General features: G+C 46.9%; 10 protein-coding genes and 2 pseudogenes. 4 read left to right on the forward strand and 8 right to left on the reverse strand.

The genetic code is table 11. From position 1 onward, the window contains the following. Window positions 1–126: 126 nt before the first annotated feature. The 3 genes and pseudogenes from tnpC to O9X78_RS20150 all read right to left on the reverse strand — a co-directional run. Window positions 127–1,164, reverse strand: a pseudogene (gene tnpC / locus O9X78_RS20140) (IS66 family transposase); the annotation flags it as partial. 110 nt (window positions 1,165–1,274) lie between these two features. After that, the gene (gene tnpB / locus O9X78_RS20145; protein WP_269621503.1) at window positions 1,275–1,610 is read right to left on the reverse strand and encodes an IS66 family insertion sequence element accessory protein TnpB; all 336 of its coding nucleotides are present in this window, start codon (window positions 1,608–1,610) and stop codon (window positions 1,275–1,277) included. Beyond that, window positions 1,607–1,969, reverse strand: coding sequence for a transposase (locus O9X78_RS20150; protein WP_269621504.1), 363 nt, complete (start codon window positions 1,967–1,969; stop codon window positions 1,607–1,609). The genes tnpB and O9X78_RS20150 overlap by 4 nt, the downstream gene beginning before the upstream one ends. Before the next feature lie 85 nt (window positions 1,970–2,054). Here O9X78_RS20150 and O9X78_RS20155 point away from each other — a divergent pair. Further along, window positions 2,055–2,603 (forward strand): annotated as a pseudogene (locus O9X78_RS20155) (integrase core domain-containing protein); the annotation flags it as partial. 51 nt (window positions 2,604–2,654) lie between these two features. On the opposite strand, the gene O9X78_RS20160 reads toward O9X78_RS20155, so the two are convergent. Both O9X78_RS20160 and O9X78_RS20165 read right to left on the reverse strand, forming a co-directional pair. Next, window positions 2,655–2,930, reverse strand: a complete 276-nt coding sequence (locus tag O9X78_RS20160; RefSeq protein ID WP_269621505.1) for a hypothetical protein — start codon at window positions 2,928–2,930, stop codon at window positions 2,655–2,657. Window positions 2,931–3,096: 166 nt separating this feature from the next. After that, entirely contained in the window at window positions 3,097–3,513 is a 417-nt protein-coding gene (locus tag O9X78_RS20165; protein ID WP_269621506.1) for a hypothetical protein, read from the reverse strand. 275 nt (window positions 3,514–3,788) lie between these two features. Here O9X78_RS20165 and O9X78_RS20170 point away from each other — a divergent pair, with 275 nt between their 5' ends. Both O9X78_RS20170 and O9X78_RS20175 read left to right on the forward strand, forming a co-directional pair. Beyond that, window positions 3,789–4,082 (forward strand): hypothetical protein, encoded by a 294-nt coding sequence (locus O9X78_RS20170; RefSeq protein ID WP_269621507.1) that lies wholly within the window; start codon window positions 3,789–3,791, stop codon window positions 4,080–4,082. Window positions 4,083–4,119: 37 nt separating this feature from the next. Further along, entirely contained in the window at window positions 4,120–4,869 is a 750-nt protein-coding gene (locus tag O9X78_RS20175) for a metallophosphoesterase (RefSeq protein ID WP_269621508.1), read from the forward strand. Window positions 4,870–5,115: 246 nt separating this feature from the next. On the opposite strand, the gene O9X78_RS20180 is transcribed toward O9X78_RS20175, so the two are convergent. From O9X78_RS20180 to O9X78_RS20190, 3 genes are all read right to left on the reverse strand, one after another. Continuing rightward, entirely contained in the window at window positions 5,116–5,349 is a 234-nt protein-coding gene (locus O9X78_RS20180) for a hypothetical protein (RefSeq protein ID WP_269621509.1), read from the reverse strand. Then, window positions 5,342–5,671 (reverse strand): type II toxin-antitoxin system TacA family antitoxin, encoded by a 330-nt coding sequence (locus O9X78_RS20185; RefSeq protein WP_269621510.1) that lies wholly within the window; start codon window positions 5,669–5,671, stop codon window positions 5,342–5,344. The genes O9X78_RS20180 and O9X78_RS20185 overlap by 8 nt, the downstream gene beginning before the upstream one ends. A gap of 541 nt (window positions 5,672–6,212) precedes the next feature. Next, window positions 6,213–6,491, reverse strand: a complete 279-nt coding sequence (locus O9X78_RS20190; protein ID WP_269621511.1) for a type II toxin-antitoxin system TacA family antitoxin — start codon at window positions 6,489–6,491, stop codon at window positions 6,213–6,215. A gap of 297 nt (window positions 6,492–6,788) precedes the next feature. On the opposite strand from O9X78_RS20190, the gene O9X78_RS20195 reads away from it, so the two are divergent. Then, window positions 6,789–7,256: a 5' nucleotidase, NT5C type gene (locus tag O9X78_RS20195; RefSeq protein WP_269621512.1), complete on the forward strand. Its 468-nt coding sequence runs from the start codon at window positions 6,789–6,791 to the stop codon at window positions 7,254–7,256. The last annotated feature ends 433 nt before the right edge of the window (window positions 7,257–7,689 follow it).

The raw sequence follows: 7,689 nt of genomic DNA on the forward strand, positions 1-7,689 counted from the left end.
CCTCTTGTCGTTGGGTGATATGTAATCCCGGCACGCTGTTCTCCAAGGGAAAATCAAAGTACCGAACGTTACACCCAACCGGCCAAGATAGTTGTCGTCAACCGGTCATCCTAATTGTCGCCGAACATGCAGGTCGTGGAATTTACGACGAGCGTGGGCCCAGCAGCCAATTTCGATAATGCCATTAGCGAAGCCCGCTTTGTAACCGCTGTAATCATCGCAAACTAACTTCCCTCGCCAATCTGCAAGGAAGTCTCTCGATTCTTTGCCTGAGCGGCTGGGTCTAAAGTCGTAGACCACGCCTTGTATCGGGGAGTAGCGCGTTGCCGCATACGCCCAGACATAGGCTTTATGGGTACGCTGCTTCCCCGGCGCCAACATCGCGACCGGTGTTTCATCAGCATGTAATACGATTTGCTCTAATAGTTGTTCTCGAAGCGCATCCACTAAAGGCTGTAACTCTACGCCGCAGCGACCCACCCAATCTGCAAGTGTTGAGCGTGGGATCATCACGCCACCGCGGGCAAACTGCTGCTCTTGGCGGTACAGCGGCAGATGATCGGCATATTTGCTAATGAGCACTTGCGCTAATAAACCGGTGGTGGGAATGCCTTTGTCAATGATGTGCGCTGCGACAGGCGCTTGTACCAAACTGTCGCAGTCACGGCAGCACCATTTGCCGCGGATATGACGCTCTACACTAAAGGTGCCGGGCTGGTAATCGAGTTTCTCGCTAACGTCTTCACCGATCCGAGTCATTACACAGCCACAAGCGCAGTTTGTGTTCTCTGGCTCATGGTGAATCTCGGTGCGGGCCAAGTCTTTGGGAAGTGCCTGGCGTTTGGGCTTTTTGCATTCACGCGGCGGTGACGCAACCGAGACCTTTTCCAGCTCAGCCTCAATCGAGGCGATGTCTTCATCAACCAGCGCCTCCAATAAAGCGAGCTGGTGCTTATCCAAGCCCTCGCTACGTTTACCAAAACGGTGGCGGCGCAATAGCGCCAGCTCATGGGTTAGTTTGTCTTTATGGGTTTGTAATTGATGGATGGACGCATCCCGCTCAGCCAGCCCTTGCGCTTGTGTGGTCACCGTCTCCTGCAACTGCATGACCAGCGTGCGAAGCTGATCGGGAGATAAGTTGTGAAGGTCGGCTGGCTGATTCATCATGCTACTTTGCCAGAACTTGGCTCTGCGTTCGATGACGATTTTGTAAATAGACGAGGCGCGACAACTGTGCCCACTACCGCGCATTCAAGGTGCCGATATCGCCGTGATTACAGCACCGAGATGGTGGCTGCGCCACCTGCTTGTCGCCAAGGCAAACCAACGATCAACGCCTGCAACTGCTCTTCATCCAACACAATGGCTTGCCCTTCACGCAGCGCGCACCAGCTGAATTTACCCTTATGTAATCGCCGAGCGGCTAGCCACAAACCAAAGCCATCGTGTACCAATACCTTCATGCGATTGGCGCGCTTGTTCGCAAAAAGGTAGGCGCAATGGGGGCGGGCTTCGCCGAAGCTTTGCACCACGCGCGCCAAGGTAGTATCTGGGCCAGCCCGCATATCCAGCGGTTCACGCGCCAACCAAATCTCGTCGATACGAATCATGATTGCGACTTCAGCCAAGAAGCTAAATCGGCGAGATCAGCCATTGGCCAGTGGATCGTGACAGGACCAAGGGTGTTCCGTAGTTCAACTTTTAGCGTGGCATCAGGGCATGAGGCGTTCATTGCCTTGGCGGGAATTCGCGGTGCAACTTTAATAAAGTCATCACAGCCAGCCGCCTTCGTTTCAAACTGGCGCCGCCACTTATGCACTAGATTGGCATTGATTTTAAACTGCTGCGCTACGCTTGCTACCGACGTATTGGGGGCATAACTCGTCGCCACAACTTGCTCCTTAAACTGAAGCGAATGTTTACGGCGCGGTGGTCTGGCTGGCGCGGGAAGTAATCCTTGAGTATCCATTGTTGGTGTCCACTTAGTATTAGGTGGACACCAAGACTACTACTCTAAAATTGGATGGAAAGGTGAGTTGGCCGGACGCTTACGTTATCTTGGCTCTCAGGACACGTTCTATGTCGGCAATCTCAAGGGTGTTGGTCGCATCTATCAGCAGACGTTTGTCGATACCTATAGCAAGGTAGCTTTCTGCAAGCTGTACACGACGAAGACGCCAATAACAGCCGCTGATACGCTTAATGACAAGGTGCTGCCGTTCTTTGAGCAATATGATTTACCGATGCTACGCATTCTCACGGATCGCGGAACGGAATATTGTGGTCGCGTCGATCACCATGATTACCAGCTGTATCTTGCTATCAACGACATTGATCATACCAAGACGAAGGCAATGCACCCGCAGACAAACGGTATTTGCGAGCGCTTCCACAAAACCATTCTGCAAGAGTTTTATCAGGTAACGTTCCGTAAGAAACTTTATGCGGATATCGACGAGCTACAAAAAGATCTGGACGAATGGATCGAATATTACAACAATGAGCGAACTCATCAGGGCAAGGTGTGTTGCGGCAGAACGCCAATGGCAACTTTACTTGATGGTAAAACGATCTGGGCTGAGAAGAATTTAGCTCAGATCTAAACTGGCAGACACCGGTAAAAAACGGGTAACTGTCAGATCAAGTCTGAGCTACTACAGCTTAGCGCTATCAGAAGAAGGCGCCCGCCCAACCTCAGCCAATATCTCTTGCTCACCATCGACGACAGCTTTAAGTATTGGTCTGGTAAGAGCCACCTTAAGCAACTTGATATTCTTTTCTAACTCTTGGGGGTCGCTGCCGGCCGGCCCAACGCTATTGGCCGTCCAGCCTTCTATAGCCCCATCCTTCGAGTAATAAACCTCATAAATTTCGTAATAAGGATCGCCGTCGTGATCGAGGTGTTGCAGCACCCTATAATTCCAACTCATTTGATAGAACCCTGTTTCATTTGTGGACGTTTTACCGCAGTAGTAAAAATATAGATGAAGTCACTTGCCTAGTTACTGTGACAATAAACGTTCTCATATTCAGTCGAAGCGCCCGATATAAGTACCATCTAGCTTAAAACTCGTGTTCCCTACTGATGCCAATGCTCTAGAAAGGTTCATCATCGCATAGCCATGCTGGCCATGGACCATCCTCATACAACCATTGAATAAATTCTAGAACCACGTGAAATCCTAAGGTTTCAAAATCCCAAGCAAATATTTCGCTTTTGAGATTTTTTCCAAAAAATGGCCCAATCCCCAGAGGTTGAGTGATTATTGAACAATCAATTTGATGGGTCCACAGTATATTGTTGATCTCCAATACTAATGAAATATGCTGCGTGTGCGCTTCTTTAATAGAGCCATCTGGAAAGTTTTCGTGTAGTGGAAAGCCGAGTGCAGCAGTCTTTTCGTCCTCCTCAAATCCCCACTCCCCTAAGATCCACCATGCTGCTTCTGCAGCTTGGCGCAGCGCCTCCATGGTATTGTTTACTTCATAATCAGAAATGTAATTCAGAATCATGGCTATCTCCTAAAAATTCCAACGTACCTGAGAAATTTTGTAGCGCAAATTTGCGAGCAGGGATTTTCAGAACCGCAAGAAATCGGGGTTTTAGGGCGAGAATGGATTGCTATTACGGTGTAACAGGTTTGGTTAAGTGCGGCTTGATAGATACTGTTGAATGCATTGCTACCCGAAACCCCCGGCATCTGTGAAGTGGCGCCAGAATACGCCCTGATTTGACGGATACTTTTATTGAGTTACGTTGGTATCGTCACAAATAAAAGGAGATGACGATGCTAGTAACAAGTTATATATGGCACATATACAACCAAGGCGTAAGTGGTGGCTTCGTTGAGATCGATCCTGGATATATGCTCCTAGACCAAGGTGAGGCAGCTGGGTACTATTATTCTGGCTGCTATTTTGACGAGTTTGATTTTGAAGCCGCTCCGTTATGGTTTATGGAGCGAGGAATGTGCATGGAGCCGATCCCGATCCATAAAACAAAGGATTTATATCTGGCTTTGTGTGAGTGGGCGCCACATTTTAGGTCTTTAGATTTGGATCAATTGGGGATATGGGAATGAGGGCGAGTAAAGGAATGTCTATAGCGAAGGGATGCAAATGAAACTGCTGGTATTAAGCGATCTTCATCTTGAATTTGAGCCAATCTGTATCCCTGATACAGATGCGGACGTCATCATTCTCGCGGGTGACATCAACCTCAAAACCCGCGGTATAGAGTGGGCAATTAAGATGTTTCCCTATACGCCTGTCATAGCTGTATTAGGGAATCATGAATACTACGGCGAGAAATACCCAGGCCTCGTAAATAAGGCAAAGCAGCAGGCCGCCGGAACACATGTCCATCTACTTGAGAATGACAGCATTAAAATAGATGGTGTTTCATTCTTCGGCTGTACACTGTGGACTGATCTGAAGTTATTTGGTGATGCTCGGCTAGCGGGTTACTTTTGCCAGCAGGAAATGTCTGATTTCAAGAAGATCAGAGTTGAGCCTGGGTACTCCAAGCTTAATCCAGTGAGCATGACTGGCATCCACAATCGCTCGATGGATTGGCTTAATAATGCCCTTTCGGAAAGCGCGGGTAAGCAAAACATTGTAGTGACGCACCATGCGCCATCGTTAAGATCAATAGCGCCAGCGCTATCTGAAGAACTCACTAGTGCTGCCTATGCCTCGCATCTCGATGGCATGATCGAAAGCCATGATATTAGGCTTTGGGTGCACGGACATGTTCACAATAGCTGTGACTACCAAATTGGAGATACGCGCGTTGTGTGCAATCCGCGCGGTTATAGTCCCGACTGGCTGAATCCGGATTTTGAAGATAATTTCATTGTGGATATCTGAAACCGGCGACGACGAACTTAGAATGTTGATTTACATTCTCAGCCACTTATCTAGAGGGGGGCGGGCCGCTACTCTTATGTCGCGATGTTGAGTTCAAGCTTTAGACCGGCACGTTGCGCTATCCGACTGACAAATTCGTTTAATTGATTAAAATACACCGTATTTGGTATATACCGTAAAGAGCGGTAATCATTTAAGGAGGGGTTATATTATGGCAATCACACCATATTATGGTCGAAGTTGTCACTATGAGCCCGAGTGATCCGCGTTATCCTGTGTGCCGAACACCGCATCCCAATCCACATTTCGATCTGGGTCAGGCAGTTGATCGCCTCTTGAAAAGTCTTCCCCGACTTGATTTTGGTTATCCTTGTCGAAAAAATCGTCCCAGTGATCGCGTTTTACCGTTGGATCTGCATTAGGGTGATCGGTACTACCATCTATCTTTATGCTTGTTTCTTTGTCGGCTGGTTTAGTCATGACTCCTCCGCTCTTCATTTTTGGGATCAGCTGAAAAATCAGACTCATAGTAATTTTTCTCCCTGTGTCTAACAGCGGCTTTTTGCAGCGAATCGGAAACCGGAGGAGGGTTTGCTATGGCGGTGAGGATTTGTTCTGCAGCATTCATGGATAGTGTAATCTGCGTTGCCTGCTCGGTTACTGCCCGCGCCGTTGACACGGCGGCGTCTGCAAAAAACTGGGAAACACTGCAGCCTGATAATTCAGCTGCGGTCTGGATGAATTGGTATAAGTCTTTGGTTACCCAAGCAACAAGCTGGATATCTTCATCTGGCGTTTTCATATCTTCTCCCTGTCGCTATCTGTATTGACAAATGATGTTGGGTGGCAGGTTATTGTTTCATAATATTTGAAGGATGACATATATGGGGTAATGGGTGCTCGACAAATCAAATATAAATTCTTTGAAAAATCGTATTATTGATAGCTCGTCGGATACCGAGGAATTCTTCCGTTAAATTATCCTGAGAGTGTTTGGCAAAAGATTGCGTCATTTGAAATATAAAATATTAGGTAATCCGCTAATTTGACGCTGCGAAAACCGTAAATCCCTACATGTATACTTACAGTCGGCTTGGTCACTCCTTATAATTTAGTTTGATTGTAGTGGTATAGTAAAAGGTATTTTTCTATCGACGACTATTTCTTAGATGATTCACAGCTAGTGCTATAGCTATGGCGTCGTCTTGGGCATTGTGAACTTGGAGTTCACCGGTTTCTCAGAAATGGGCGCCTGTGTCGGCCACCGCCGACTTTTGAGGAGGGGCTATAAGCGTTTGCTGGGCGTACGTTTTCAATGGATCGAAGTTCTCAATAGCAACTATCTATCTCCGAACCAGCGGTTCGTCGGCCATCAGGTCTCGTAACCCCTTGGTTGGCTTGGCTGGAGACATTAGTGCATCCAGTAATGCGCCATGCGCTTCACTCATCAAGGTGAGTCGGCTGTATTGTTCCATCACCTCACGGGCTCGCGCTTCTGCGCTGACGAGTACAAAACTGGTAAGATCTTGTCCAGATATTTGAGCAGCCTTTTGCAGGTTCGCTTTTACAGAGCTTGAAGTTTTGAGCTCGATGCGGGCATCTTTCAGTGCGGCAAACTTCATAATTGACCCAATTCATTAGATAGGGATGACGTAAGTATAATATCATTCCTGAATCTGGGAGCGCAAAAAAGGAATGTTGGCTGTACGCCATGTCTGCGCATTTAGGCGCTCCGCTCTGGTGACGTTCGGTAAAACTGGGCATTGGCCTCCAAAAAGAAAATGACCCTCCGAAGGGTAATTCCCTTTATTCTATCGTTTCTGAATTTAAGAGAATCCTAGCCTGTTATTGCTAAACATTATTGGCGCGGACATGACGTGTCGGGCCAAACGAAAGCTCTTAAACCGGTGAGGTGTGTAATGACTGAGAAAAAAGCCATTGTGTACGTAGATATGGATCATGTGCTCTGTGACTACGCCGCCGGCTTTGTGAGCCATAAAGCTAAGTATCCGGCACTTGCTTTTCCACAAAGCAAACCAGGTCTTTATGAAAACCTTGATCCTATCCCCGACGCAATTGAATCATACACGTGGTTGCATGAGCACCCAAAGCTGGATGTGTATATCTTAACAGCGCCCTCGATAAAGAATCCTCATAGCTATGCTGAAAAGCGAATCTGGGTGGAAAAATACTTAGGCATGGCTGTCGTTGAGAACTTAATTATCAGTCCACATAAGCATCTCAATAAAGGCGATTATTTAATCGACGACATGCCGTCGGGGCAAGGACAAAACAATTTTGAAGGTCAGTTGATACTATTTGGATCTGAGGAGTTTCCGGATTGGTCGAGTGTCACTAGATATTTTAAATGCAAAATTGAAAGTTGAACATTAAGCAGTTTCTGTTACAGCAGTTAATGCGCTTTTTTTAAAAGCTCCTGGCTATATACATATTTATAGCCAGCGGGCTGGGTCTATTAACTAATTATCCGTAGCGCTGTGCATTTCAGTTTTCGGTTGATTCTTTTTCTCAATGGTAATCTCAATATTTTTGGTATCGCCAGAAAACCATTTTTGTACATATAAAGAGCCGATAATTGGAGCAGTGTCTTCCGGTACTTCTTTGTAGCGAACACTATTTTTTGTTTCTTTTTCGTATTCAAAAAGTACCAATTATCGTAAAAATTTGCAGGATGCGTATTTTTGCCTACTATGAACACCGATTTTCGCCCATCGTGAACATCTAATTTTCTCAACTGTGAACACTGAATTTTGTCGAACCGTGAACACTTTTGCCACCGCGCAAAATTAGGTGTTCACG

The sequence above is a fragment of the Zhongshania aquatica genome (genome assembly GCF_027257955.1).
Taxonomy (GTDB): Bacteria; Pseudomonadota; Gammaproteobacteria; order Pseudomonadales; family Spongiibacteraceae; genus Spongiibacter; species Spongiibacter aquatica.

Coding starts and splice junctions, on each gene's coding strand:
- O9X78_RS20170 (WP_269621507.1), top strand. CDS start 3,789: ATGCTAGTAACAAGTTATATATGGCACATATACAACCAAGGCGTAAGT.
- O9X78_RS20180 (WP_269621509.1), bottom strand. CDS start 5,349: ATGACTAAACCAGCCGACAAAGAAACAAGCATAAAGATAGATGGTAGT.
- O9X78_RS20175 (WP_269621508.1), top strand. CDS start 4,120: ATGAAACTGCTGGTATTAAGCGATCTTCATCTTGAATTTGAGCCAATC.
- O9X78_RS20150 (WP_269621504.1), bottom strand. CDS start 1,969: ATGGATACTCAAGGATTACTTCCCGCGCCAGCCAGACCACCGCGCCGT.
- O9X78_RS20160 (WP_269621505.1), bottom strand. CDS start 2,930: ATGAGTTGGAATTATAGGGTGCTGCAACACCTCGATCACGACGGCGAT.
- O9X78_RS20165 (WP_269621506.1), bottom strand. CDS start 3,513: ATGATTCTGAATTACATTTCTGATTATGAAGTAAACAATACCATGGAG.
- tnpB (WP_269621503.1), bottom strand. CDS start 1,610: ATGATTCGTATCGACGAGATTTGGTTGGCGCGTGAACCGCTGGATATG.
- O9X78_RS20195 (WP_269621512.1), top strand. CDS start 6,789: ATGACTGAGAAAAAAGCCATTGTGTACGTAGATATGGATCATGTGCTC.
- O9X78_RS20190 (WP_269621511.1), bottom strand. CDS start 6,491: ATGAAGTTTGCCGCACTGAAAGATGCCCGCATCGAGCTCAAAACTTCA.
- O9X78_RS20185 (WP_269621510.1), bottom strand. CDS start 5,671: ATGAAAACGCCAGATGAAGATATCCAGCTTGTTGCTTGGGTAACCAAA.